Source organism: Patescibacteria group bacterium (assembly GCA_022563395.1).
Lineage (GTDB): Bacteria > Patescibacteriota > Minisyncoccia > Minisyncoccales > UBA10102 > 01-FULL-49-22b.
The window spans coordinates 547,527-571,719 of the sequence record JADFNM010000001.1; the positions used below are offsets into that span (position 1 = coordinate 547,527).

The following is a 24,193-nucleotide window of genomic DNA, read 5'->3' on the forward strand; positions in this document are numbered from 1 at the left end:
ACCTTTCTCTTTGTTTTTCTTGCGTGATATAATGGCAGATTATGAAACGGCTCCTGGCATTCGTTGTATTCCTTGTCTTGGGGATTATCCTTTTTTCAAGCGTGGTGCGGGCTGTAGGATGGAGTGAGGTGTGGAGTGCCGTTCAGGAGTTCTGGGGAGGAAAGGGGGTGCTGCTTTTAATTCTTACGTTTTTGATTCTCGCCTTGGGGAATTGGCGCTGGAAAGAAATCTTGAAGTCCCAAGGATATCACATTCCTTTCTTTTCTCTTTTTAAGGTATATCTTGGAGGGTTCTCCGTGGCTTTTTTTATCCCTACGTTGCCTTTTGGATCAGATCTGCTCCGGGCGTATACCATACAAAAAACATATAACATCCCCTTTTCAAGGATTTTTGTTTCTGCTCTCATAGAACGAATTTTAGAAATCACGGCATATCTTGTTGTGATTCTGGGAGGGGTTACCATTTTTCTCTTTTCCACGCAGATTTTCCATACCATGGTTTTGATTTTATTTGGGGCGGCTTTACTGTTTATAACAATTCTCTCTCTTTTTTATTTCAAAAGTTTCAAAAGAGAAAGCATTGTCAGAATGATTCTGCCAAGTATTAAAAAGACAAACAACATTCTTGAGATAGAAAGGGGGGTATTTAATTTTTTTAAGTTGCGCAATTCTGCGCTATGGAAAGGATTCCTATTCTCTTTTCTTAAGAGCTTGAGTGCCTTGTTGCGTGCCTGGGTTCTGGTATTCTTTCTTTGGAAAACCATAGGATTTCTTCCCACCCTTTCTGTTTTAGGGTTTTCATACTTAGCTTTGTTGGTGCCCATTCCAGCTGCGCTCGGTTCTCATGATGCGCTTCAGGCCCTACTCTTTCAATCGTTGGGAGCGGGCGCTCATATGGGAGCTGCATTTGCTCTCCTCATTCGTGCAGCAGAATTCGCCTTTGCGCTGGTTGGCATACTCTTCCTTATATGGCTGGGTATAGTATTATTCAAAAACACAGTGGTAAAAAAAAGAGAGAGATTCCTCTCTTGAGCTATATGAAAAACCAAGAACTCAGTCATCTTTTTTCTCAACTCGCAACGTACCTCAGAATGGATGAGGTTTCTTTCAAACCCCAGGCCTTTTTGAAAGTTGCAGAAACCCTAAAAGTTCTTGGAGAGGATGTGGGGGAGATATATGAAAAAGCAGGACTCAAGGGATTGGAAGATATCCCCGGTGTGGGGAAAGGCATTGCAGGGAAGATGGAAGAATATTTGAAGACCGGGAAAATCAGGGAACTTACGGCGTACAAAAGAAAGATGCCAGTGAATATTGAGGAGTTGACTCTCGTAGAGGGCATTGGCCCCAAAATGGTAAAGGAACTGTGGAAATACCTTAAGATAAAAAACCTCAAAGATTTAGAGAGAAAAGCGAAAGCAGGGAAGGTGGCAAAACTTTCCGGGTTTGGCGCAGTAAAGGAGCAAAATATTCTTGAGGCCATTACCTTTCTCAAGCGCTCTTCCGGAAGGGGGCTGCTCGGGGAAATCTATCCCATTGCGCAAAAGTACGCGGAAGAGCTGAAAGGTTCAGGGTTGGTGCAGCAGGCAATTCCTGCCGGCTCCCTTCGGCGTATGAAAGAAACTATTGGGGACATAGATATTCTGGTTACTACAAAGCAGCCAGAAAAGGTCATGGACTTTTTTGTGCACATGATCCCCCATGAGAAGGTGTGGGGCAAAGGAAAAACCAAGACGTCCTTGCGTAGCAAAGAAGGGTTTGACGTGGATGTGAGGGTGGTTGAAGAGAAAGTGTTTGGGGCCTCACTTCAATATTTTACCGGCTCAAAGGAGCACAATGTGAAAATAAGAACCCTGGCTGCAAAGAAAGGGTTCAAGCTGTCTGAGTATGGATTATTCAAAGGCAAAAAGCTTATTGCCTGCAAAACTGAAGAGGCAATCTACAAGGCCCTGGGTATGGAATACATAGAGCCAGAACTCAGGGAAGACCGGGGAGAAGTGGAAGCTGCTCTCAAAGGAAATCTTCCAAACCTCATTTTGTATGATTCCTTGAAAGGGGATCTTCAGGTGCAGACCAACTGGACCGACGGGAAACATTCCATTGAGGAAATGGCAAAAGAAGCAAAAAAGCAAGGGTTAGAATACATTGCCATTACCGACCACACCAGAGATCTTGCCATGGTAGGAGGGGCAGACGAGAAAAAGCTCATGGCGCAAATGGCAGAGATAGACAAGGTGCAAAAGAAGGTATCTGGCATCAAGATTTTGAAAGGGGCTGAGGTGAACATTCGAAAGGACGGCACCTTAGATATTGAAGACAAAGCACTAGCAAAGCTGGACGTGGTGGGAGTTGCTGTGCACTCATACTTTAAGATGGCAAGAAAAGATATGACCAAGAGGATCATTCAGGCAATGGAAAACCCCAACGTGGATATTCTTTTTCACCCAACAGGAAGACGTCTACTCTTGCGCCAAGAATATGATATAGATATGGACAAGATTATTGCAGCGGCAAAAAAGACTGGGACAATTCTTGAGGCGAACGCTTCCTCGCGCATGGACCTGAGTGATATCAACATTAAAAAGGCAACGTACGCCGGAGTAAAGCTCGCTATCAACAGTGACGCCCATGACAAAAGCCATTTTGCATTCCTTAAGTTTGGCATTGCACAGGCAAGGAGAGGCTGGGCAAGGCGGGAGGATATCATCAACACATGGTCTCTGGAGAAGATGCTGTCGTTTTTGAAAGACCGAAAAAATAAAAAGTAGGATTATGCCAAAAGAACAATCAGCCGGAGCTGTCATATTCCGCATCGAAAACAAAGAACCTCGTTATTTATTACTTCATTATCCTACGGGGGCACGCACCAAAAAAGAGTATTGGGATTTTCCCAAAGGACACCTAGAAAAAGGAGAAACCGAAAAACAGGCTGCGCTAAGAGAGGTTGCAGAAGAGACTGGGTTGCGCGACGTCTTCTTTGTACCTGGGTTCAAACAGCGCATTCAATACTACTTTCGTATAGAGGGGAAAACCATATTTAAAACGGTGGTGTTCTTTCTTGCCTTTACCAAGAAAAAGAAGGTGAAGATTTCTTTTGAACACAAGGGATTTATATGGTTGCCTTTTGAGGAGGCAATGAAGAAACTCAAGTTTACCAATGCAAGAAGAATTCTTACCAGGGTGCACCACTTCTTGAAGAAGCAAAAACAGGACTTGTAAGTCCCGCTTTTGTTACTTCTCCTTTACCTGCTCCACAATCTTTTGGAAGACTTGAGGATGTTTTTCTCTGAGTTCTGCAAGTATCTTTCGGTCCAGGGCAATACCCTGTTTTTTTAACAGAGGGAGGAATTTGCTATAGGTCAAGCCCTGCTCACGTACCCCTCCTGAAATCTTGGTTTCCCAGAGCTTTCGGTATGATCTCTTTTTGGTTTTTCGGTCGCGGAACGAATACACCCAGGCGTGACGGAGGGCGTCTTTTGCCAGACGGTACTTTTTGCTTCGGCCCCAGCGAAAACCCTTGGCCTTTTTTAAGATATTCTTTCTCCTCTTTTTTGCGGTGGTTCCTCGTTTTACCCGTGCCATGTTATGAAGTCAACAAGCTCTTGATTTTTTTTGCGTCAGGTTTACTTAAGGCTGTCCACTTTTTCATGTGACGCCGCTGCTTTCCGGTGCGTTTCATTCGGTAGTGGTCTTGTCCCGCAGAGCGCTTCAAAATCTTTCCACCTTTAGTGAACTTAAAACGTTTTATAATGGATTTCCTCGTTTTTGTCTTTTTCCTTGCCATACTACTTTTTTGTGATAACCATGGTAAGTCCCCTTGGTTCCAACTTCATGTCGCGTTCCGTTCGAATGGGAATTAAGGCGTTGAGTTGTTCTGTGAACTTCAGGATCTTTTCTTTTGCGTGTTCCAGTAATGCTTTCTGTCGTCCCCTCAGCCTTAGGTTGATTCTGACGTTGTCCCCTCGCTTTAAAAACTTTGCTGCCTGTCTTACCCTTGTCTCAAGGTCGTGGTCTGAGATGTTGAAAGTGAGACGGATTTCTTTTAAATCTCCCCCCGTGTGCTTTTTTGCCTCCCGTTCCTTCTTACCCTGCTGGTAGAGATACTTTCCGTAGTCTGCAATTCTTACTACGGGAGGGGTTACCTTCTCGGTTACCTGAATGAGGTCGAGCCCAGCTGCCTCGGCCCGTTGTATGGCCTCCGCCAAGGGAACCATGCCTACCTGAGTTCCTGCCTCGTCAATTAAGCGAACTTCGGTTGCCCGTATTTGGTTGTTTATGTATGTTTGTTTCGGCAATATAATTTGTCGCGAGTGTCAAACTTGTTTTGCACGAGCGACACCTTGGTGTTCTTTTACGGTTGGAACTCCCCTCCAAATTTGCAAAAGCAAATTTGGAGAATAAAAAGGGTCCAAATTAGTGGAGGTGGGGGCGGTGAAGCCCCGTCTAGAAGATATTCTACCAGTACTTCTACAGGCATAGTCCCATTGAAAGAGAAAGAAGGCGGGAATGGGACGAAGTTCTTCTTTCTTATGATTCTGTTTGTGTCGCAGCGTTCCCGAATCGCGAAACGATGCCTTTCTCGATGGTTGACACCTGTTTTGCCTATCGAGAGTCAGCAAACAGATGGCTTACGGTATTATGCGTAGGCAAACGCCGGTTGTGCCGGCTTGAAAACGTTGGCATTTGTGGTGCCCCAGGTTTTTTTATGAGGAGCCTGGAACCTCAGCCTGCATACTGGTGTCCTTTCCTCTATCGAAACAATTCACCCCCGTCCTTCGCTTTCCTTCGTCAAGCTTCGGACGGCAAGCCGTTCAATGCATAAGGGCGAAGGACGCCCTTTCAAAGCTTTAGCGAAGGAGGGCTATCTTCTTTTCAGTGCCCGTTCCATCTCTCTTTGGGCTTCTCTTTTTTTCAAGAGTTCTCGCTTGTCTCCTTTTCTCTTTCCTCTGGCAATACCAAAGGCAAGCTTAAGCTTTGCCTTGCTAGTATACACCCTTAAGGGCACAAAAGTCAATCCCTCCTGCTTTGATCTTCCGTACAAAGAGCGCAGCTCTTCTTTCTTCATTAAGAGCTTTCTTGCCCGGTCAGGATCGTAGTCAGACCCTGCGTTCTTTGGCTGGTACGGAGGTAGGGTAGAGCCCAAAAGATAGAGTTCTCCGCCCCGAAAGGAAACAAAAGAGCCCGCCAGCTGCAGCTTCCCTTGACGTATTGCCTTTACCTCTTGGCCTTTCAGCACCAACCCTGCCTCCAGGGTTTCAAGGATTTGGTAGTCGTGATGCGCCTTTCTGTTTTCAGCTAAAGTTGGCATAGCTTCATTCTAAAGGAAAATGTGCTACATTAAAAACAGGTATGATAGTTAAGCATCTAGAAAAACTTGTCCAGAGTGCGCTCAAATCCCTTAAAACCGAAGGTCTCCTTAATGAGATTAAGGATTCCTTAATTTCGTTTGAGCATCCGGAGAACCCAGAACACGGGGATTATTCCACCAACGTTGCCCTGGTGCTAGGGAAGCAACTGAACCAAAACCCAAGGAAAATTGCAGATTTAATACACTCAAGACTAAACATCAGAGACACAGGGTTTGTAAGCGAAATTAAGGCAGAAGGCCTCGGCTTCATCAACTTTTTCTTAAAGCAAGAGTACCTTATAGGAGAGTTGCAGGAAGTGATTAAGAAGAAAGAAAAGTATGGTCAAGGCGATGCTCAAAAGAAAAAGGTAATGGTTGAGTTTACCGACCCCAACCCCTTCAAGGAGTTTCACATTGGGCATTTGTACAGCAATACCGTTGGGGAGAGTTTGTCTCGACTCCTTGAGGCGCAGGGAGCTCAGGTAAAGCGGGTGAACTATCAAGGAGATGTGGGGTTGCATGTTGCAAAGGCAGTCTGGGGCATGCAAAGGAATCTTGAAGAACAGCATCTCTCCCTAAAGGAGTTGGCGAAAAAAGATCTGTCAGTAAGGATGAAGTTTCTCGGGCAGTCATATGCAAAGGGGAACCAAGCGTATGAAACAGGAAACGCAAAAGAGGATATTGAAAGCTTGAATGCAAAAATCTTCGCCCTAGACAAAGAAATTAAGGAGCTTTATCAGCAAGGCAGAAAATGGAGTCTTGAATATTTTGAACAAATCTACAAGCGCTTGGGAACCAAGTTTGACTATTACTACTTTGAAAGCGAAGTAGGAAAGGTAGGGGAAAAGCTTGTAGAAGAAGGAATGAAAAAAGGAATCTTTGAGAAAAGCCAGGGAGCAGTTATTTTTCCTGGAGAGAAATACGGCCTCCATAGCAGGGTATTCATTACTTCTCAGGGATTGCCAACCTATGAGGCAAAAGAGCTTGGGTTGGCTCCCACAAAATACAAAGACTTTAAGTATGATCTTTCCCTCATTATTACTGGGAATGAAATCATTGATTATTTTAAAGTACTACTGGCCGCATTAAAGGAAATAAATCCAGAGCTTGGGAGAAAAACCAAGCATCTTTCCCACGGCATGGTACGTCTGCCAGAAGGCAAGATGTCGAGCCGTACCGGAAACGTTGTTACAGGGGAAGAGCTGATTGAAGAGGTAAAAGGCAGAGTACAAAAGATTATGAAGTCCTCGGGAAGCGAGATTCCCGAAAAGGAGCAGGAAGCTGCAACAGAAAGCATTGCAGTTGGGGCAGTAAAATATTCTTTGTTGAGGATCGGTCTTGGTAGAGATATCACTTTTGATTTTGATAAATCTCTGAGTTTAGAGGGGGAAAGTGGTCCATATCTTCAATACACGTATGCCAGATGCCGCAGCATCCTCCGCAAGGCAAACTTAAAGAGACTAAGTTATTCACACCTTAAAGAAACTAAGTTGCTCCCAGAGGAGATGGCTTTGTTGAGGTTGCTGTATAGATTTCCAGAAATTGTTAGAGATGCAGCAGACAACTTTTCTCCTAATCTTGTTTGCAGCTTTGTGTTTGATATTGCCCAGGCCTACAACAACTTCTACAACACCCACCGGGTTTTGCAGGCAGAAATTGAGGAGCAAAAGAACTTTCGCCTTGTGCTTACTGCAGCCACAGCCCAGATTATTCAGAATTCTCTCAAACTCTTGGGCATTAAAACCCCAGAGCGCATGTAAACTTAGTTTAACTAAGGACGCATTGAAAAGCGCCTCAAAAGGTGATACTTTACTATATATGGAAGTGAATTTTCCCAAGCTGGAAGAGCAAATCCTCAAGCGCTGGAGACGAGAAAAAACCTTTGTAAAATCCGTGGCAAGGAGAAAAAACTCTCCTCGCTTTGTGTTTTACGAAGGTCCTCCCACCGCCAACGGGAAACCAGGTTTGCACCATGTGGAGTCCCGGTCTTTTAAAGACGTTGTGCTCCGCTACAAAACCATGCGGGGATTTTTTGTTCCGAGGCGTGCTGGGTGGGATACCCATGGTCTTCCTGTGGAGCTGGAGGTGGAAAAACAACTGGGGCTAAAGTCCAAAAAAGACATTGAAAAGTACGGCATAGCAAAGTTTAACGAGGAGTGCAGAAAGTCGGTGTGGAAATACAAGAAAGAGTGGGAAGAGCTCACAAACAGGGCGGGAGTATGGCTGGATACGGATAATGCGTATATTACCTATGAAACCCCGTACATTGAAACCCTGTGGCAGATAATCAAAACCTGGTGGCAAAAAGGTCTCTTGTACAAAGACTACAAGGTAGTGCCTTTTTGCACGAGGTGCGGCACTCCCTTGTCTTCCCATGAGCTGGCCCAGGGGTACAAAACCGTAAAAGACCTTTCTGTCTATGTGAAGTTCAGGGCAAAAGGAAAGAAGCTTCCGCAAAAGACCTTCTTTCTTGCTTGGACCACCACGCCCTGGACCTTGCCTGGTAACGTTGCCTTGGCAGTAGGCAGGAATATTTCCTATGTCTTGGTAAAAAAAGACAATGAGCATTATCTCATGGCTAAAGGTTTGGCAGAGAAAGTGCTTCTAAAGTATGACGTTGTCAAAACGTTTTCTGGCAAAGACCTTGTGGGAATGAAATATGAGCCCCTGTTTTCTTTTAAAAAGCCAGAACAAGGAAAAAAGGCATGGGAAGTTGTTGCAGCAGACTTTGTTTCTACTAAGGAGGGAACCGGCATTGTGCATACCGCAGTTGCCTACGGAGTAGAGGACTTTGAGCTGGGGAAAAAAGAAAATCTTGCCATGCTCCACCTTGTGGACGAGCAAGGGAAGTTTGTAAAGGAAGCCACTCCTTTTAAAGGAAAGTTTGTAAAGGATGCTGACCCCTTGATTATAGCCGACCTGAAAAAGCGAAACCTCTTGTTCAAAGAGGAGTGGTATGAGCACGAGTATCCTTTTTGTTGGAGATGCTCCACACCATTGCTGTATTATGCAAAGGAAACATGGTTTATAAACATGCAGAAGGTGAAAAAACAACTCTTGGCAAACAACAGGAAGATAAACTGGATTCCAGGACACTTAAAGGAAGGCAGGATGGGAGAATGGCTAAAGGAGGTGAAGGACTGGGCGTTTTCCCGAGAACGGTACTGGGGAACTCCATTGCCCATTTGGGAGTGCACCATGTGCGAAGAAAAAGAGGTTATCGGCTCTGTAAAAGAACTGCTTTCAAAGAAGCTTTTGCAAAACCCCTACAAAGGAAAGAAAGATATTGACTTGCACCGGCCGTATGTAGATGAAGTGGAGTTTCCTTGCACAAACTGCAAGGGAATCATGAAGAGGGTAAAGGATGTGGTGGATGTTTGGTATGATTCTGGTGCCATGCCCTTTGCCCAAAACCACTGGATGGGAGAAAAGAAACCAAAAGAGTTTCCTGCAGACTATATTGTAGAAGCCATAGACCAGACCAGGGGTTGGTTCTATACCCTGCTTGCAGTATCCACGCTTCTTGGTTTTGGTCCCCCGTTCAAGAATGTTATCTCTTTGGGTCATCTGTTGGACGCAAAGGGAGAAAAGATGTCTAAGTCCAAGGGTAACGTGGTGAATCCTTGGGATGTGGCAGACAAATACGGCATGGATGCGGTGCGCTGGTACTTCTTTTCTGTAAATCATCCCTGGGACCCGAAGCTTTTTTCCGAGCGAGACCTTCAACAGACCTTAAGAAAGTTTATCTTAACCCTGTGGAATTCCCTGGCGTTCTATGAAACGTATAATCCTAAACGAGATTTAGGAGTTCCTAAATCTCGTTTAAGCGAGAATGTGCTGGATCAATGGATCGTGTCTCGCTTAAACACAACCACAGCAGACATGACAAGGAAGATGGACGAATACGATATTACAGGAGCTGCCCGCGCCTTGGAATCTTTTGTTATTGAAAATCTTTCTCTGTGGTACATTCGAAGATCGAGAAGCAGGTTTCAGAACCCCAAAAGCAAGAAGGAATTGCAGGATGCGGTTTCAACCCTTGGATATGTACTTTTTCAGACAAGCTTGCTTTCTGCCCCGTTTATTCCTTTTTTGAGCGAGGTTGTGTTTGAGAAAAGCAATGGAAAAGGGAGCGTACACTTGCAGGATTGGCCCTTCGACCCAGCTCAGGATAAACCAAAAGCCCCAAAACAAGATAAAAAATTAGAACAGGAGATGGAGAAAGTACGGCACATTGCAAGCAAAGGGCTGGCCTTGAGGGCAAAGGCGGGTCTTCGGGTGCGCCAACCCTTGGCAAAACTCACCATAAAAGAAAAACTTCAAAAAGAATTGCTGCTTTTGCTTCAAGATGAGTTAAACGTAAAAGAAGTGGTGGTGAGCTCAAAGCTTAAAGGGGATGTGCAGTTGGACACCAAACTTACGCCTCAATTAAGAGAAGAGGGGCTGGTGCGGGAGTTGTTGCGCCATATTCAGGGCATGAGAAAAGATGCAGGGTATAAGCCGCGCCATCGCGTTCGGTTGCGCTATGCCGGGACAGCCGACGTCAAAAATCTGTTTTCTCGCCACAAAGAAACCCTTGTAAAGATTGGAGGCATCACAGAACTTTTGGAAGGAGACCGCCCCAAACAGGTGTTTGATATTGAGAAAACAATAAAGATTGGAGGAAAGAAGCTGTGGCTCGGCATCCGCAAGATTTGACTTTTTAGGCAACTTGTGCTGTATATATTCTTGGATGCAGCAAATCTATAACATAGCTGCGCGAGCACCTAGCAAGGGCCCGCTGAAAGGCGACGCCCCAAAAGAAAGGGAGGACTTGCAATGGAAATAGCAACCCTCGATCAGGCAACGAAGATACTAGCCCACTTTAAGGATGAGCCAAGGGACCAAGTTCAGGCACTTATTGAGTCTGGACTTCTAGCTGACCTTCGGGATGCCAATTTCAACGAGGAGATTGACCGAGACGCAGTTCGGAAGCTTCTTGGCCTTAAGCCACTCAACCAGCCGTTTCTGGAGGAGGGCGGCACGGCCATGATTCCGGCGACTACTGAGCAGTTTGTGGTCCGAGAGAAGTTTGTGAGGGGCAATACCTTGTTTCTTGGCATGAATTTCGAGGGGTGGTTTGAAGGCAAGACCGAGGAAGCAGTCATGGAGACAGAGCTTCGCTACGCGACGCTTACAGGATCTTTGGTGGGCAGGCCAATTCTCGCCGAACTCGGCGACAAGGCCGAAACCACACTTGCCCAGATTTGGGCTCTCATGGAGCGCCAGCCCAACGGCGAGGAAGGCGTTTTGCTCACCGGCGGGTGGGAGAATGTCTTCTATGTCCGTGATGTCAACGGCGAGCTCCGTGTGGTGTACGTCAGCCGGGGCGGTAGCAGCTGGCTCGTGGATGCTGACTTGGCCACGCGCATGCGTAGTTTGAGCGTTGGCTATCGGGTGTTCTCCCGCAATTCCTAGAGCTTTGTCTCTTGGAACCTTTGCCCTCGGCTTGCGATTGTGCGAGCTGAGGGCATTTCTTTATCTCATGGAAATACGAACAAATTAAGGCAAGAAATCGCAAAAATACTGCTGCTCTGCCAAGATGACAAAGAGGGGACTGTAAGATATAATGGGGAACGTTAAGCGAATTTGAGCCAATGGCATTTCATTACAAAACCCAAGGCATTATACTAAAGAAGCAAGATCAAGGTGAGGCAAACCGAATCTTTAAGGTGTTTTGCAAAGAGTACGGCAAACTTACGATGTTTGCGGTATCAGAGCGAAAGATCACCTCAAAGCTAAGAGGCGGATTGGAGCTCTTTTCTCTTTCGTACTTAGAGTTTGTGCAAGGGAAACAAAAAAAGGTACTGGTGGAAGCAATTTCACTCAGACAGTATCTCGCTTCCCCTCAGGATCTTTCTTACTTGCGCTCGGCCTTGCAAATTGCAAAACTTGTTGATCAACATATGGCAGAACAAGAAAGAGACGAGAAGGTGTGGGATTTGCTTCTCCAATCTTTTTCTGAACTTAAAGAGGGCACTGCTCCAGAAAAGGCATACCAGTCATTTGTGCCCCGGTTCATGACCTTGGCAGGATATGGAAAAGAAGTTGTTGTATGAGAATCTCTCGATTTCAATTAATTATTATCTTTATCGCAGTTCTCGTGGGAATAGCCGGGTTTTGGCTGTGGCAGAAAAATAGCTACTCAAAGGAAATCTTAAAACTGGAGATTATAGCTCCTTCTGAAGCAACAATGGGAGAGGAGATTACCTATGTTGTGAAATACAAAAACAACGGAAATGTGCGTTTGCAAAACCCCGTCTTAATCTTTGAGTATCCAGCGGGAGCTGTGCCGACAACAGACCAAAACACCAGAATCACTCAGTCCTTAGATGATATCTATCCGGGGCAGGAGAGAAACTCCTCTTTTTCCTCTAGGCTTTTTGGCAAGGAGGGAGAGATAAAAGAGGCAAAGGTACTGCTGCAATACACCCCAAGAAATCTCAATGCCCAGTTTGAGTCCGAAACCACTGCAACCACGCTCATTTCCCACGTTCCCTTGACCTTTGAGCTGGACCTGCCTTCTCGCATGGAAGCCGGCCAGGAGTTTTCTTTTGCCTTAAACTACTTTTCCAACTCAGAATATCCCTTATCTGACCTTAGAATTACCATAGAGTATCCAGAAGGGTTTTTCTTTACTAAAGCTACTCCTTCTCCCATTGGTGAGTCGGAATGGAACGTTGGTCTTTTAAACAAGGCAGAAGGGGGCCGCATTTCTATTACAGGCTCTTTGGAAGGAGAGGTTCAGGAAGCCAAGATTTTCAAGGCGACCCTGGGAACCTGGAAGGAAGGTAAGTTTACCCTGCTCCGTGAAGCAATCAAAGGAATTGAGATTACAAGGACCCGTATCTTAATCTCCCAAGAGGTCAATGGCGTTGCAGATTATGTTGCCTCACCCAAAGATACCCTTCACTACGTTATCTCTTTTAAAAATGTTTCAGAAAAGACCTTGGAAAACCTGTTTTTGGTGGTTTCTCTGGAAGGGCGCCCCTTTGATTTAACAAGTATAAAATCAGATTTTGGGACCTTCCAGCTAGGAGACAATTCCATCATCTTTGAATCAAAGAAGGTTTCAAGACTGCGGTTTCTTGGGAAGGGTGAGGAAGGAAAGGTAGAGTTTTGGGTGAATGTAAAAGAAGAATGGGAAACCTTTAGTTCCCAAGACAAGAGTTTTGTTGCACGAAACCGCATTATTCTTTCTGACGTTACCGAAGAGTTTGAGCTCAAGGTGAACTCAAAGCTAGAAATTGGCCAGGCAGCCTATTTTCAAGACGAGGTGTTTGGCAATCAAGGCCCCTTGCCCCCGCAGGTTGGAGTACCCACAACGTACACCGTAGTATGGCAGGTAAAGAACCTGTACAATGACGTTCAAAACGCAAAGGTGAGAGCGGTTCTTCCTCTGGGAATAAGTTTAACTGGAAGTGTGTTCAAAGAAGGAGAATCCCTAACCTTTGACCAGGTATCCCGGGAGGTGGTATGGGAAGTGGGAGATCTTTCAGCTGGTACAGGACCCTTTGAAACTGCCCCTTCAGTGGCTTTTCAGATACGCTTGACCCCTTCAGAATCCCAACAAGGAAATGTTGTCCAGTTAATTGGTGAAGCAAACATACAGGCAGACGACCTGTTTACCGAGCAATCTTTGTCTGCCGCCGACTCTCCTATTAATACCACGCTCCCAGACGACGATTCCGTTACAGCTCAAATGGGAGTGATACAATAATCTATGGATGATCTTATGCAAAAAGTCATATCTTTGGCAAAGCGCAGGGGCTTTGTGTTTCCTTCTTCTGAAATCTATGGAGGCGTGGAAGCTTTGTATGACTACGGCCCCCTGGGTTCTTTGTTTAAAAACAACATCAAGCGAGAGTGGCTCAAGAGATTCGTGCAGCAAAGAGAAGAAGTAGCCCTGATTGATGCCTCCATTTTAATGAGCCCCAAGGTGTGGGAAGCCTCAGGACACTTGGAAAACTTTACCGACCCTTTAGTTGAATGCAAAAAGTGCAATACCAGACTCAGAGAAGATTACATACAAGATGGCAAGTGTCCCAGTTGCGGAGGCAAAGATTTTACACAGCCCAAAAACTTCAACCTCATGTTCAAGACCTTTTTGGGTCCGGTTGAGGATGAAAAGAACGCAACTTATCTTCGTCCTGAAACCGCCCAAGCCATGTTTACCAACTTTCGTCTGGTACAAGAATCCCAGCGTCTGCAGGTTCCCTTTGGGATAGCTCAAGTTGGCAAAGCATTTCGAAATGAGATTACCACGGGAAATTATCTGTTTCGCTTAAGGGAGCTGGAACAAATGGAGATTGAGTACTTTGTAAAGCCCGGTGAAGACGAGAAGTGGTTTGACTATTGGGCAAAACAGTGGTGGCAGTTCTTTTTGGACATGGGGCTCAAAGAAAGGAATATGCGGTTGTACGAGCACCCAAAAGAATCTTTGTCCCACTACTCAAAGCGAACCGTGGACATTGAGTACAAGTTTCCTTTTGGATGGGGAGAGCTGGCAGGTATTGCCAATAGAACCGACTTTGATTTAAAACAGCACGCTGAACATTCCGGCCAAGACTTAAGGTATACAGATCCTGAAACCAAAGAAAAATATTATCCTTTTGTAATAGAACCCACCATGGGTGTGGATAGGCTGTTTTTGGCTTTGTTGCTTGAAGGTTATGAAGAGGTAAAAGGGGCAAGGACCAAAACTACAGAGGCTACAAAGGAGGTGGAGACGGTTTTGAAACTAAAACCCTCCTTAGCTCCTGTGCAGGTTGCAGTATTCCCCTTGGTGAAAAACAAAGAAGAGCTGATAAAGAAAGCGCGAGAGGTCTTTGACTCGCTCAAGATGCACTTTTCCTGCCAGTACGATGAAGCTGGAGCTATTGGAAGAAGATACCGGCGCCAAGATGAGATTGGTACGCCCTTTTGTGTGACTGTTGATTTTGATACCGCCAAAGAAAACTCAGTTACTTTGCGCGACCGAGATACCATGGAGCAAGAGCGAGTTTCTTTGGATTCTCTTGCAATAACTATTAGGAAGCAGTTGGATGATAAAGACAACTAAACTCAAAAGTGGACTTAGGGTCCTTACCATTCCCCAGCAGAATACCAGGACCGTGACGGTGTTGGTATTGGTGGGAACCGGTTCCAAATACGAGGAAAAGAGGGTGAACGGCGTGTCTCACTTTTTGGAGCATATGTTTTTCAAGGGGACAAAGAAGCGCCCCACCCCCTTGAAAATTGCAGGCCCCATTGAGAATGTTGGAGGAGCCCTTAACGCTTTCACATCCCAAGACCTTACCGGGTACTATATTAAAGTTGATGCCTCGCACCTTAAGTTGGCATTGGATATGGTGGCAGACATATTCTTAAACTCTTTGCTTGCCCAAAAAGAAATTACAAAAGAGAAAGGGGTGGTGATAGAAGAAATCAACATGAGGAAAGACATCCCCATGATTCATGTGGCAGACCTGCTGGAGCAGTTCTTGTACGGAGACCAGCCAGCTGGCTGGGATACGGCCGGAACAAAAGAAACGGTTCAAGGTCTTTCTCAAGCTGACCTCCTCTCCTACATGCAAAGCCAGTATGTTGCATCAAACACGGTGGTGTGCGTGGCAGGAAACATAAAAGAAGAGAAGGTAAAGGAAAGAGTGGGAAAGCTCTTTTCTTCTATCTCCTTAAAGAACTTCAAAGATAAGGTTGCGGTACATGAGTCACAAGAGAAGCCCAAAGTGCTCTTGGAACATCGAGCAACCGACCAGACTCACCTTGCGTTTGCAGCACGCGGTTTTAACCTTTCCCATAAAGACAGGTTCGTGCAGGAGATTATTGCCGCAATCTTAGGGGGAGGAATGAGTTCCCGCTTGTTCACTGAGGTCAGGGAGAAGCTTGGCCTTGCCTACTACATTTCAACTTCTAGCGAGTCAAACCCGGACACCGGCTTTCTTGCAACCTTTGCTGGGGTTAAAAACGAGAACGCACAAAAGGTTGTGGGGATCATTGCCAAAGAATACAAGAAGCTGGCAGTCACCAAGATTACCTCCACACAACTGCGCAACGCAAAAGACCGCATCAAGGGAAGAATGGCGTTGTCTTTGGAATCTTCAGATGCCAAGGCCGAGTTTTACGGCATGCAGGAGATTTTAGAGCACCGATTTTTCACCCCAGAGCAACTTTATGATAAAATAGAGAAGGTGAAGGTTTCAGACATTCAGAGGGTGGCAAAAAATATGTTCACGCCCAAAAATCTCAACCTTGTAATACTGGGACCTTTTACACATAAGCAGAGATTTCAAAAGTTTCTCTCATGATCCTTTGACAGACTCAGGGTCATGGTGAACAAGTTGAACCATGAACAATCAAGGAAAAATGTTGGATATTTCCTGGGGCACCATTTTAAAGCTTGCGGTGGCAGGTCTTGTGGTCTATGTTTTGTTCTTGGTTAAGGATATTTTGGTATGGGTCCTGTTTGGCTTGATTATCTCTATTCTCTTTGACCCTGCCATTGATTTTCTGCAGCGAAGACGAGTCCCCAGAGTGCTGGGAACTATTGGAGTGTACTCGGTTATTTTTGGCATTTTGGCCTTTATCATCTGGAGCATAGCACCCTTCTTTGTAAGCGAGATTCAGAGATTCTCCCAGCTTTTCCCTCAGTACTTTGAGACGTTTTCTCCTGTTCTGCGAGGCCTTGGCATTGCGGCTTTTAGCGACGTTCAGACCTTCTTTGATGCCTTGAGCTTGGGGGTGGAAAAGCTTGCAGGCAACATCTTTTCCGCCTTATTTGTGGTGTTTGGTGGAATCTTCTCTACCATATTCGTTCTTTCTATTGCCATTTTCCTTTCCATTGAAGAAAAATCCATTGAAAAGACCATAGGGCTTTTGTTCCCTAAAAAGTACGAGGCGTTCGCTTTAGATTTGTGGGCACGCTCTCAACGCAAGGTTTCAGGCTGGTTCGCCGCAAGGCTCATTACCTCCATTTTTGTTGGTGTTGCAACCTACCTTACCTTGTTTTTGTTCAATGTGCAGTACCCCTTCTCTTTGGGACTTTTGGCAACCATCTTAAACTTTGTTCCCATTATTGGCCCCTTGGTGACAGGCCTCCTGCTGTTTATCATTGTTGCCCTGGATTCTACCTTAAAGGCAGTCTTTATCCTCCTTGCCTTTACCTTAATCCAGCAGATTGAGGGGAACATCTTAACTCCCTTGCTCACCAAGAGATTTTTGGGCATTCCCCCCGCCCTGGTGTTAATAGCTCTGGCCGTGGGGCTGCAACTTTGGGGGATTATGGGAGCCATTTTGGCAATCCCCTTGGCCGGAATCCTCTTTGAGTTCCTGCGGGATTTCTTAAAGAAGCGTAAGGAAGAAAACAATACCATTGTTTAATTGTTGATATTGCCTAAACGTGTTGATATTGCCTAAACGAGATTTAAGCATGAGTGCTTAAATCTCGTTTAGGAGAACTTCGGTAGAACTATGGGGACTCTGTATATTGTTGCGACCCCGATTGGGAATTTGGGGGATATAACTTTGAGAGCGCTTGAAACCTTAAAAGAGGTTGATTTTGTCTTGGCAGAAGACACCAGGGTGACAAAGAAACTCTTATCCCATTACACTATCCAGACACCGTTAATGAGTTATCACCAGCACAGCAAAGAAAGTGTGACGGAGAAAGTGTTTCAACTTCTTTTGGAAGGAAAGAATCTTGCCCTGGTCACGGATGCTGGCACTCCAGGAATTTCTGACCCAGGAAATGAGCTTGTTTCTTTTCTCGTAAAAAAGAATCCTGAGATATCTGTTGTGCCCATTCCAGGCCCCTCGGCCCTCACTACTTTAGCGAGCATTGCAGGTATTCCAATGGATAAGTTCTTGTTCTTGGGATACCCGCCCCACAAGAAGGGAAGAAAGAAGTTTTTTCAAGAAGTTGTTTCCAGTAAACATCCCGTATTATTCTATGAATCCCCCCACCGTATTATCAAAAGCTTACAGGAATTGGAAACACTGGATAGTAACCTTTCTCTTGTTGTGGGACGAGAGCTTACCAAGAAATTTGAGACCATATATCGGGGGGCTCTTGACGAAGTTCTGAAAATGTTAGAGAAAGGGAATACAAAAGGTGAGTTTGTAGTACTCGTGAATCCAAGCAAAGTTCCTTGAGGAGATGTGACGTGTATATACCCAAAGTAGAAGAGGCTCGGAATTCTCTCGTGACCGGCAGTGCGGTCTATTGGCGAGAGGCTGGAAGGGGTGAGTTGTACAGGGGCGTACTGAAGAAGGAGAGGCAGGGAGGGAGAGATCCGGAGTTCTACTTTGAGAGCACCGAAGACAGAAGGGGAGCTCATGTGTGGGCCCAACTCTCACATCTCCTCATCGAGGTTGAGGTAAGGAGTCCTACAGCATGAACTGCTTAGGGACTTCCAGGACTTCGTTTTGTGCGGAGTCTTTTTTATTGGAAAAGCAAGGATTTTGTGCTACAAGAACAGCATGGCAAAGTTTTATATTACAACCGCAATCCCTTATGTGAATGCAAAGCCGCACATTGGCCATATTTTGGATTTTGTGCAGGCAGACGTGGTTGCACGTTCTCATCGCCAGAAAGGCGAGGAGGTTTTGTTGTTGTCTGGAAGCGATGAGAATGCCTTAAAAAACGTGCAGGCAGCAGAACAGGCTGGCGTGCCAATACAACAGTTTATTGATGAGAATGCCGAGCTGTTCCGCAAACTGGCTGAAGCCCTAGGCGTGCAGTTTGATGTGTTTCAAAAAGGCAGCAATCCAAAGCACCATGAGTCCAGCCAGAAGTTATGGGAGTTGTGCAATAAGGCAGGAGATATTTACAAGAAGTCCTATGAAGGCCTCTATTGTGTTGGGTGCGAAACCTTTTATAGCCCAAACGAACTCACAGAAAATCTGGAGTGCAAAGAACATCCGGGCAAAAAGCTTGAGACTGTTTCTGAAGAAAACTACTTTTTTAAGCTCTCAAAGTATCAAGATGTATTGGTGCAACTTATTGAAAAAGATGAGCTTAAGGTTATCCCTGTTTCAAAAAAGAATGAGGTACTAGCTTTCTTAAAGCAGCCTTTACAGGATATTAGTATTTCCCGTTCCAACGAACGAGCCAAAAACTGGGGAGTTCCTGCTCCCGGAGACGATTCTCAGAGAATGTATGTTTGGTTTGATGCACTCAATATCTACCAGTCAGGCATAGGTTTCGGGTTTGATGAACAAACATACAAAAAGTGGTGGCCAGCAGATGTTCATGTGATAGGCAAGGGCATTACTCGTTTTCATGCCATTTATTGGCCGGCCTTTCTATTGTCTGCAGGCCTATCTCTTCCTAAAACCATTTTTGTGCATGGATATATCACGGTAGATGGGCAGAAGATGTCCAAATCCTTGGGTAATGTTATCGACCCTTTTGAGTTGGTAGAAAAGTATGGCACCGATGCCGTACGCTACTTTTTCTTGCGAGAAATTCCTTCTACGGAGGATGGCGACTTTAGCTATGAGAAGTTTGAGACTAGGTATAATGCAGACTTGGCAGGAGGATTGGGTAACCTGGTAGCAAGAGTTCTTACTATGGCAGAAAAGGCTGAGCTTAAGACTCCAGATGAGTTTTACGGCAAGGATTTCAAAGAACTTTTGTCAAAGAAAGAACAGGAAGTTTCAGAGCTTCTTGGTGATTTTCAGTTCAGCCAGGCTTTGGAGCGGATCTGGGAGGTGATTCAGTTTTGTGACAGATACATTGAAAAGAAACGCCCCTGGGAAGAGTCTGAGAGACAGAAGGAAGTAATAGGGGATTTACTTCTTGCAGTTTCCCACATAGTTGAGCTTTTGCAGCCCTTTCTTCCCGAAACCTCAAAGAAAATCATCCAGCAACTTGAGCAAGGCAAAGGAGAGTCTCTCTTTCCCCGTCTTCGCGGGACATAGCCCGCTTCAGCGGGCGACGGCCCGCATATCTCCTAAATGAAATTAAAGAATCCTTAATTTCATTAAGTTTTTATAGGGCTTGACGTATTTCTTTGTATGGTGTATATAGTTTTATTATGAACAATTTTCCAGCCAGGAAGTTTATTAGCATCTTGGTCTTGGACCTCCGTAAACGGTTGGGAGATTTTGTTGCATAGATTCACCTCTTTGAAAACAAACGAAACCTCCCAACCACGGGAGGTTTCTTCTTTTGCCCTGAAAATTGTTTATTGCGACGTAGATAATTTTCAGGCCAAAACAGTGGTCTGAGAAAAACTGTACCTTCAAGGAGAGGGAAAGCGATGGAGTCTAGGGATCCCGTTCTTATACAGAGGTTTGGTAATCAAGTCTCAGAGGTTGAAAGTCTTCGGCGTAAATCACAACGCCCAGGACTCTCTCTTCATCAACGGAAAGGCCTTGGGTTTCACTTACAACGCGCAGAAAGAAACATGCAACACACCAGAGACCTGCTGGGGTCTAGTCTTCCTTAGGGGCATGTTTTTTCTCCTTACGAGGAAGGGCTCGCCTAAAAAGCGAGCCCACTTTTTTAGCTCATGGTACAATGTGGATATGCTAATAGATACCCACGGACACGTCAACTTTGCCGCTTTCAAGAATGACGCAAAAGAGGTTCTGCACCGTACCTTGAAAGGAGATACCTGGGTTATAATGCCAGGCACCCAGTATGCTACCTCAAAGAAAGCAGTAGAAATGGCAGAGCAGTATAGAGAAGGAGTGTATGCCGCAATTGGTCTGCACCCTATTCATCTTTCAGAAAAGCGCAAGGTTGATGTATTGGAAGTGCAGTCAGAAAACACCAAGGAGGAAGAATGGATGACCTTTGAAACACAAGAGGAGGAGTTTTTGTATGAAAAGTACAAAGAATTGGGACAAAGCAAAAAGGTGGCGGCAGTCGGTGAGTGCGGCCTGGATTATTACTATGAACCAAAGAGCAAAGAAAGAAGAGAAGCTCAACGGCGTAAACAAAAGGCAGCGCTTGCCTTGCAACTGAAGTTGGCAGACGAGCTAAACTTGCCGATTATTTTCCATTGCCGCAAGGCACATGATGATTTGATTGAATTTCTAACAAACTACAAACTACAAACTAAAAATTTGAGAGGTGTCGTGCACTGCTACACTGGAGACTTAAAACAGGCAGAGCAGTTCTACAATATTGGCCTCTCTTTTGGGTTTAACGGCCTTATTTTCAAAGATGTTCCTGCGCTTCCCAATCCAAAGGAGATTATTGGAGCTTTACCCTTGGAGCGAATTGTTCTGGAAACTGATTCTCCCTACTTACTGCCGCCCTTGCCCGCCGACCCGGCCTCCGTAGCCACTTCGGCGAAGGGGGCAGCTTTAGCGAAGGCGGGACAGGCAGGACGCAACGAACCCCTGTTTGTAAAATATGTAGCAGAGGAGATAGCTCGTATTAAAGGTATCTTAGTAGACGAAGTTTCCTCTGCGACAACCAAAAACGCCAAAGCCTTATTTCGCTTAAATGAGATTTAGGTGTGGATAACTAAATCTCGTTTAAGCGAGATTAGAGGGAATAGAAGTTTCTTTTCTTTTTTATGAGGCCATCTTTTTCTAAAGAGGCAAGAATCTTTTCTGGCACATAGGGGCTCTTCGCTTTTTTGAGCAGTCGCTGGATTTTGCTTGCAGTGGCAGTTTGATTTGGCTGGTCTAAGAGAAAGCGCATTACTTTGGTGCGAAACGAGCGGAGAGAACCTTCAAATCTGCTTTGCTTTGCATAGTGCTTGCTTTGCTTGTTTATCTTTTTGTCTTTGAGAACCGTTGCCCCGTAGTCAAAGAGGGCATAGTGCCATTGTCGAGGATTCTTTTTCCACACTGCCTTTTCTGCAATATGCAGAATCTCTTTGTCTGACACGTCTTTCTTTTTTGGAAAGAAAAAGTGCAGGTATACTCTTCTGATGTTTGTATCTAAGAATGCGTCTTTGTTTTGAAAAGCAAAGCAGGCGATAGCCCCAGCAGTGTAAGGACCAATGCCAGGGAGTTTTTGTAAGTCCTTAGGGTTTTCAGGAAACTTTTCTTCATGACTCTTTATTATCTCCTTTGCAGCTTTCTTTAAAGAAAGGGCACGTTTCCAGTATCCAAGGCCTCGCCAAACTTTAAGGAGTTTTCCATCTGGAGTTTTTGCAAGAGATTGCAAGGTTGGGAACTCTTTGAGAAACTCTTTGTATTTGGGAAGGACTCTTGCAACCTGGGTCTGTTGAAGCATGACCTCAGACACCAATATCTTGTAGGGGTTGTCGGTTTCTCTCCAGGGCATATCCCTTTGGTTCTTTTTGCGGGAATCTAAGATGAGTTTTTGGAACTTGGGAATGGTCATGAACCCATTTTAGCACAATGGACAAATAAGGGGGGATTGGCTACAATCTGTGTATTATGACGCGCTACGAGCATGAGAAAATAGAGGCAAAGTGGCAGAAACGCTGGGAGAAAAAGAAGGCCTGGGAGGTGGATTTGGACAAGGCAAAAAAGCCCTACTATAACTTAATGATGTTCCCCTATCCTTCAGCAGAGGGGCTGCATGTAGGGAATGTCTATGCCTTTACCATCTCTGACATTCATGGAAGGTTCCGCAGAATGCAGGGATATGATGTGTTTGAGCCCATGGGGTTTGATGCCTTTGGCATTCATTCAGAAAACTTTGCCATTAAACAGGGGACGCACCCAAAAGAGCAGACTGCAAAGAACATTACGCACTTCACAAAACAGCTCAAGCAATTGGGAGCTCTTTTTGATTGGCAAAGAGCAGTTATTACCAGTGACCCCGAATACTACAAATGGACCCAGTGGCTGTTTGTGCAACTCTACAAAGCAGGTCTGGCATATAAGGGGAAAGCCCCTGTTGACTGGTGTCCTTCTTGCAAGACCGTGCTGGCAGATGAGCAGGTTATAGAAGGGCAATGCGAACGATGTGACACTCAGGTTGTGCAAAAGGAATTGGAGCAGTGGTTTTTTCGCATTACCAAGTATGCGGACCGCCTATTAAAAAACTTGGAGTGGATTGACTGGACCGAAAAGACCAAACTCGCGCAAAGAAACTGGATTGGAAAGGCAGAAGGCACAACCATAAAATTCAAAGTTCCCAATTCCAAGCATGAGGTTGAAGTCTTTACGACGCGTGCCGATACGCTTTACGGCGCAACGTTTATTGTTTTAGCACCAGAACACCCCATGGTAGCTTCCCTCCAAAACTCAAAAGAGGTTCAAAAGTATGTAGAGAAATCAAAGCAGAGAACCGAACTGGAAAGAAAAGCCGAGGAAAAAGAAAAAACAGGCGTTTTCTCGGGCCTGTACGCGATAAACCCGCTCAACAAGGAAAAAATTCCTGTTTGGATTGCTGATTATGTGTTAATGGGTTATGGAACAGGTGCCTTGTTTGGAGATGCTCACGACGAGCGTGATGTCGAATTTGCTAGAAAGTATAACATTCCACTCAAACCCACCGTAATCACAGGAGATAAAGAGAAAGACCGGAAGATCTTAAGCCTTGAAGAATGTTTTACAGGTTATGGCACCTTAGTGGACTCTGGTCCATTTACAGGCTTGACCTCAAAGGAAGCAATAGCAAAAGTGATGGAGTGGCTTATCAGGAAAGGACAGGGCGGGCGGAAAGTAACGTACCACCTCAGAGATTGGCTTATCTCTCGTCAGCGCTACTGGGGGTCTCCCATCCCTATTATCTATTGCGCAAAATGCGGCACGGTTCCGGTTCCAGAAAAAGACCTTCCGGTAAAGTTACCCGAGGTAAAGGATTTTCGACCTTCTGGCACGGGTAAGTCGCCCTTGGCTTCCGTTGCGAGCTTTGTGAAAACCAAGTGCCCTCAATGTAAAGGGCCAGCTGAGAGGGAAACAGATGTTTCAGACACGTTTTTAGATTCAGCCTGGTATTTTTTCCGCTATCCCTCAACCGAGTTTAAAACAAAACCTTTTGATAAGGTAAGGGTAAAGAAGTGGCTTCCTGTGAATATGTACATTGGAGGGCACGAGCACGCTGTCTTGCACCTCTTGTACACCAGATTCATTACTATGGCCCTAAAAGACATGGGACACATTTCTTTTGAGGAACCCTTTGAGAAATTCCGCGCCCACGGTTTAATCACCAAAGGCGGGGTAAAGATGTCCAAATCCAGAGGGAACGTGGTGAACCCAGACGAGTACTTTGTAAAGTACGGCGCAGACACGGTGCGTACCTATTTAATGTTTCTGGGTCCTCTGGCAGATGGGGGAGGTTGGTCAGACAGGGGAATCGTTGGCATCTCCCGGTTTTTCAACCGTCTCTGGGTATTTGTGCCTAAATCTCGTTTAGGAGATCCTAAACGAGATTTAGGAAATGAGGCCTTGCGGCATAGAACAATCAAGAAAGTTACTGAAGACCTAGAGAATCTGCGATATAACACCGCAATTGCAGCTTGCATGGAATATTTTAATGCCCTTCAAAAATCCAGCAATCCAACAAAAGAAGAGACAGATACTTTACTCATTCTTCTTTCGCCTTTTGCCCCTCATTTAACGCAAGAACTCTGGGAAAAACTTGGCAACAAGGGAAGTGTGCATGACCAACCTTGGCCAAAGCATGACCCAAAGGCATTGCAGGAAAAAGTTGTTCGGCTTGTGGTACAGGTGAATGGAAGAGTCAGAGAAGTTCTTTTAGTTTCTCCCGGCATTTCAGAAAAGGAGGCTGTTGCTCGGGCGCTGCAGCAAGAAAAGGTAAAGAAATGGTTCCCCACGGGAAAGCCAAAGAACGTGGTGTTTGTGAAAGGAAGATTACTAAATCTTGTATCGTATTAAACTTAATGAAATTAAGGAATCCTTAATTTCATTA

General features: G+C 45.2%; 20 protein-coding genes and 1 other RNA gene. 15 read left to right on the top strand and 6 right to left on the bottom strand.

All coding sequences use genetic code 11. From position 1 onward, the window contains the following. The first annotated feature begins 41 nt into the window (after window positions 1-41). From IH982_03095 to IH982_03105, 3 genes are read left to right on the top strand one after another with little or no spacing between them, the layout of a single operon-like run. A complete protein-coding gene (locus tag IH982_03095) occupies window positions 42-1,031 on the top strand; it encodes a flippase-like domain-containing protein (GenBank protein ID MCH7828816.1) in 990 nt (329 codons plus the stop codon). 5 nt (window positions 1,032-1,036) lie between these two features. After that, the gene (gene polX / locus IH982_03100; protein ID MCH7828817.1) at window positions 1,037-2,764 is read left to right on the top strand and encodes a DNA polymerase/3'-5' exonuclease PolX; all 1,728 of its coding nucleotides are present in this window, start codon (window positions 1,037-1,039) and stop codon (window positions 2,762-2,764) included. Window positions 2,765-2,768: 4 nt separating this feature from the next. Next, complete coding sequence (locus IH982_03105; protein ID MCH7828818.1) at window positions 2,769-3,215, top strand: NUDIX domain-containing protein; 447 nt, start codon at window positions 2,769-2,771, stop codon at window positions 3,213-3,215. A 12-nt stretch (window positions 3,216-3,227) separates the two neighbouring features. Here the strand turns inward: IH982_03105 and rplT are convergent, their stop codons facing one another. From rplT to smpB, 5 genes are all read right to left on the bottom strand, one after another. Continuing rightward, a complete protein-coding gene (gene rplT, locus IH982_03110; GenBank protein ID MCH7828819.1) occupies window positions 3,228-3,578 on the bottom strand; it encodes a 50S ribosomal protein L20 in 351 nt (116 codons plus the stop codon). A gap of 1 nt (window position 3,579) precedes the next feature. After that, complete coding sequence (gene rpmI, locus IH982_03115; protein MCH7828820.1) at window positions 3,580-3,780, bottom strand: 50S ribosomal protein L35; 201 nt, start codon at window positions 3,778-3,780, stop codon at window positions 3,580-3,582. Window position 3,781: 1 nt separating this feature from the next. Continuing rightward, on the bottom strand, window positions 3,782-4,291 hold the full coding sequence (infC, locus tag IH982_03120) for a translation initiation factor IF-3 (GenBank protein ID MCH7828821.1): 510 nt from the start codon (window positions 4,289-4,291) through the stop codon (window positions 3,782-3,784). Between the two features lie 119 nt (window positions 4,292-4,410). Further along, window positions 4,411-4,766, bottom strand: a transfer-messenger RNA (tmRNA) gene (ssrA, locus tag IH982_03125). 91 nt (window positions 4,767-4,857) lie between these two features. Beyond that, entirely contained in the window at window positions 4,858-5,304 is a 447-nt protein-coding gene (gene smpB / locus IH982_03130) for an SsrA-binding protein SmpB (GenBank protein ID MCH7828822.1), read from the bottom strand. A gap of 41 nt (window positions 5,305-5,345) precedes the next feature. On the opposite strand from smpB, the gene argS reads away from it, so the two are divergent. The 11 genes from argS to IH982_03185 all read left to right on the top strand — a co-directional run bounded on the left by argS (window position 5,346) and on the right by IH982_03185 (window position 20,850). Next, window positions 5,346-7,103 carry an arginine--tRNA ligase gene (argS, locus tag IH982_03135; protein MCH7828823.1) on the top strand — a complete coding sequence of 586 codons (1,758 nt, stop codon included), beginning with the start codon at window positions 5,346-5,348 and terminating at the stop codon, window positions 7,101-7,103. A gap of 58 nt (window positions 7,104-7,161) precedes the next feature. Further along, on the top strand, window positions 7,162-10,041 hold the full coding sequence (locus IH982_03140; GenBank protein ID MCH7828824.1) for an isoleucine--tRNA ligase: 2,880 nt from the start codon (window positions 7,162-7,164) through the stop codon (window positions 10,039-10,041). Window positions 10,042-10,161: 120 nt separating this feature from the next. Further along, window positions 10,162-10,800, top strand: coding sequence for a hypothetical protein (locus IH982_03145; protein ID MCH7828825.1), 639 nt, complete (start codon window positions 10,162-10,164; stop codon window positions 10,798-10,800). A 179-nt stretch (window positions 10,801-10,979) separates the two neighbouring features. Next, window positions 10,980-11,441 carry a DNA repair protein RecO gene (recO, locus tag IH982_03150; protein ID MCH7828826.1) on the top strand — a complete coding sequence of 154 codons (462 nt, stop codon included), beginning with the start codon at window positions 10,980-10,982 and terminating at the stop codon, window positions 11,439-11,441. Further along, window positions 11,438-13,102, top strand: a complete 1,665-nt coding sequence (locus IH982_03155; GenBank protein ID MCH7828827.1) for a hypothetical protein — start codon at window positions 11,438-11,440, stop codon at window positions 13,100-13,102. The genes recO and IH982_03155 overlap by 4 nt, the downstream gene beginning before the upstream one ends. Window positions 13,103-13,105: 3 nt before the next feature. Then, window positions 13,106-14,443: a glycine--tRNA ligase gene (locus IH982_03160; protein MCH7828828.1), complete on the top strand. Its 1,338-nt coding sequence runs from the start codon at window positions 13,106-13,108 to the stop codon at window positions 14,441-14,443. Then, window positions 14,427-15,689 (top strand): insulinase family protein, encoded by a 1,263-nt coding sequence (locus tag IH982_03165; GenBank protein MCH7828829.1) that lies wholly within the window; start codon window positions 14,427-14,429, stop codon window positions 15,687-15,689. Before IH982_03160 ends, IH982_03165 begins: the two co-directional genes overlap by 17 nt. A gap of 40 nt (window positions 15,690-15,729) precedes the next feature. Beyond that, complete coding sequence (locus IH982_03170) at window positions 15,730-16,761, top strand: AI-2E family transporter (protein MCH7828830.1); 1,032 nt, start codon at window positions 15,730-15,732, stop codon at window positions 16,759-16,761. 90 nt (window positions 16,762-16,851) lie between these two features. Next, window positions 16,852-17,532: a 16S rRNA (cytidine(1402)-2'-O)-methyltransferase gene (gene rsmI / locus IH982_03175; protein MCH7828831.1), complete on the top strand. Its 681-nt coding sequence runs from the start codon at window positions 16,852-16,854 to the stop codon at window positions 17,530-17,532. Between the two features lie 327 nt (window positions 17,533-17,859). Continuing rightward, complete coding sequence (locus IH982_03180) at window positions 17,860-19,302, top strand: methionine--tRNA ligase (protein MCH7828832.1); 1,443 nt, start codon at window positions 17,860-17,862, stop codon at window positions 19,300-19,302. Window positions 19,303-19,911: 609 nt separating this feature from the next. Further along, complete coding sequence (locus IH982_03185) at window positions 19,912-20,850, top strand: TatD family hydrolase (GenBank protein MCH7828833.1); 939 nt, start codon at window positions 19,912-19,914, stop codon at window positions 20,848-20,850. A 31-nt stretch (window positions 20,851-20,881) separates the two neighbouring features. Here the strand turns inward: IH982_03185 and IH982_03190 are convergent, their stop codons facing one another. Further along, window positions 20,882-21,691, bottom strand: a complete 810-nt coding sequence (locus IH982_03190; GenBank protein ID MCH7828834.1) for an A/G-specific adenine glycosylase — start codon at window positions 21,689-21,691, stop codon at window positions 20,882-20,884. Window positions 21,692-21,747: 56 nt separating this feature from the next. On the opposite strand from IH982_03190, the gene IH982_03195 reads away from it, so the two are divergent. Beyond that, the gene (locus IH982_03195; GenBank protein MCH7828835.1) at window positions 21,748-24,159 is read left to right on the top strand and encodes a leucine--tRNA ligase; all 2,412 of its coding nucleotides are present in this window, start codon (window positions 21,748-21,750) and stop codon (window positions 24,157-24,159) included. The last annotated feature ends 34 nt before the right edge of the window (window positions 24,160-24,193 follow it).

Bases quoted from the DNA above. Each gene is read 5' to 3' on its own strand.
- IH982_03095 (MCH7828816.1), top strand. From the start codon at position 42: ATGAAACGGCTCCTGGCATTCGTTGTATTCCTTGTCTTGGGGATTATC.
- polX (MCH7828817.1), top strand. From the start codon at position 1,037: ATGAAAAACCAAGAACTCAGTCATCTTTTTTCTCAACTCGCAACGTAC.
- IH982_03105 (MCH7828818.1), top strand. From the start codon at position 2,769: ATGCCAAAAGAACAATCAGCCGGAGCTGTCATATTCCGCATCGAAAAC.
- rplT (MCH7828819.1), bottom strand. From the start codon at position 3,578: ATGGCACGGGTAAAACGAGGAACCACCGCAAAAAAGAGGAGAAAGAAT.
- rpmI (MCH7828820.1), bottom strand. From the start codon at position 3,780: ATGGCAAGGAAAAAGACAAAAACGAGGAAATCCATTATAAAACGTTTT.
- smpB (MCH7828822.1), bottom strand. From the start codon at position 5,304: ATGCCAACTTTAGCTGAAAACAGAAAGGCGCATCACGACTACCAAATC.
- argS (MCH7828823.1), top strand. From the start codon at position 5,346: ATGATAGTTAAGCATCTAGAAAAACTTGTCCAGAGTGCGCTCAAATCC.
- IH982_03140 (MCH7828824.1), top strand. From the start codon at position 7,162: ATGGAAGTGAATTTTCCCAAGCTGGAAGAGCAAATCCTCAAGCGCTGG.
- IH982_03145 (MCH7828825.1), top strand. From the start codon at position 10,162: ATGGAAATAGCAACCCTCGATCAGGCAACGAAGATACTAGCCCACTTT.
- recO (MCH7828826.1), top strand. From the start codon at position 10,980: ATGGCATTTCATTACAAAACCCAAGGCATTATACTAAAGAAGCAAGAT.
- IH982_03155 (MCH7828827.1), top strand. From the start codon at position 11,438: ATGAGAATCTCTCGATTTCAATTAATTATTATCTTTATCGCAGTTCTC.
- IH982_03160 (MCH7828828.1), top strand. From the start codon at position 13,106: ATGGATGATCTTATGCAAAAAGTCATATCTTTGGCAAAGCGCAGGGGC.
- IH982_03165 (MCH7828829.1), top strand. From the start codon at position 14,427: ATGATAAAGACAACTAAACTCAAAAGTGGACTTAGGGTCCTTACCATT.
- IH982_03170 (MCH7828830.1), top strand. From the start codon at position 15,730: ATGAACAATCAAGGAAAAATGTTGGATATTTCCTGGGGCACCATTTTA.
- rsmI (MCH7828831.1), top strand. From the start codon at position 16,852: ATGGGGACTCTGTATATTGTTGCGACCCCGATTGGGAATTTGGGGGAT.
- IH982_03180 (MCH7828832.1), top strand. From the start codon at position 17,860: ATGGCAAAGTTTTATATTACAACCGCAATCCCTTATGTGAATGCAAAG.
- IH982_03185 (MCH7828833.1), top strand. From the start codon at position 19,912: ATGCTAATAGATACCCACGGACACGTCAACTTTGCCGCTTTCAAGAAT.
- IH982_03190 (MCH7828834.1), bottom strand. From the start codon at position 21,691: ATGACCATTCCCAAGTTCCAAAAACTCATCTTAGATTCCCGCAAAAAG.
- IH982_03195 (MCH7828835.1), top strand. From the start codon at position 21,748: ATGACGCGCTACGAGCATGAGAAAATAGAGGCAAAGTGGCAGAAACGC.